The organism is Microbispora hainanensis, from assembly GCF_006874475.1.
GTDB classification, from domain to species: Bacteria; Actinomycetota; Actinomycetes; order Streptosporangiales; family Streptosporangiaceae; genus Microbispora; species Microbispora hainanensis.
The window spans coordinates 1-1,158 of sequence record NZ_VIRM01000149.1; the positions used below are offsets into that span (position 1 = coordinate 1).

The window sequence follows — 1,158 nt, forward strand, 5'->3', positions numbered from 1 at the left end:
TCGTCACCGAACTCCTCGTCGTGGTCAGCGCCGAATCCCTCCCCACCGACCCCGACAATACCGACCCCACAGACACCGACCCGGCCACCGAAGACATTGCCGACCCCGCCGATAACGCGGGCCAGTCTGCTCCCGGCGAGGCCGGGGCAGAGGCCCGTCCGGGGAGCGCCGACGACACCGGCGAGGCCGACGACACCGTCTCCGGCGCGATGGGCGACCCCGGTGCTGCGGGCGGCATCGACGCCCCCGAGGTCGCGGACGGGCGCGACATTGCCGAGGCCGAGGCAGGCGCCGGTGCGGGGAGCGATGCCGCTGCCGACGGCGCCGCGGACGCTGGTGCCGAGAGCGCCGACGGCGCGAGCGAGGAAGCCGCCGCCGACGGCTGCGATATCCCAGAGGCCGACGTCAGTGGTGTGGACACGGCCGAGGCCGACCCCGCCACTGCCCCTGCCGCCGACTCCGCCATCGACCCTGCCTCCGGCTCTGGCGACGCCGCGACCGGACTTGGCGATGAGGAGTCTCGCGGCTGTGGAGTCGGTGAGCGCGGAGCCGGTGAGCGGCGGCCCGGCGAGTGCGCGCCGCGCGACACCGCAAGCATCGCCTCCCTCGAGGGCGACCACACCGCGAACGCCGCCTCTGCCGAGGACGACGACACCGCGAGCACCAGCTCTGCCGAGAGCGACGAGACCGCGCCCGCCAAGGGCGGAGACGGCGACTGTGCCGTGACTCAGTCTGGAGCACCGCACGCCCCGCGGGCGGGGTCAGCATGGCCTGCTGGCGGTGGCGGGCATTCGGACACAGCGTCTTCGGACACAGCGTCTTCGGACACAGCGTCTTCGGACACAGCGTCTTCGGGCGGGACGGCTTCGGGCGGGACGGCTTCGGACGCACCGCCATCACAGGCGGCGCCTTCGGAGGCGGTGCAGCCGGATCCTCCTCCCGAGGACGCCTCCGCGCATCACACCCACGCCGGGCCTCGGCCTGCGGGGGACTGCCGGCACGGCCAGGGCACACCGGGAGCGGCTCCGGGAGCGTCGGCAGGCACGCCGCCCGGGGCGTTCCAGGGGATGGCGCTGGGGGCGTCACTGGGACCAGCGTTGGGGGCGTCGTTGGGGATGGTGCCGGGGTTGTTGCTGGCCACCGGGCAGGTACTGCCCC

1 protein-coding gene and 1 pseudogene are annotated in these 1,158 nt (G+C 74.4%); both read right to left on the minus strand.

Going from position 1 to position 1,158, the window contains the following annotated elements:
- Positions 1-620, minus strand: a pseudogene (locus FLX08_RS39915) (hypothetical protein); the annotation flags it as partial.
- Between the two features lie 338 nt (positions 621-958).
- Positions 959-1,158: hypothetical protein (locus FLX08_RS41755; protein WP_208761982.1), on the minus strand; the 200-nt coding region annotated here is incomplete at its 5' end.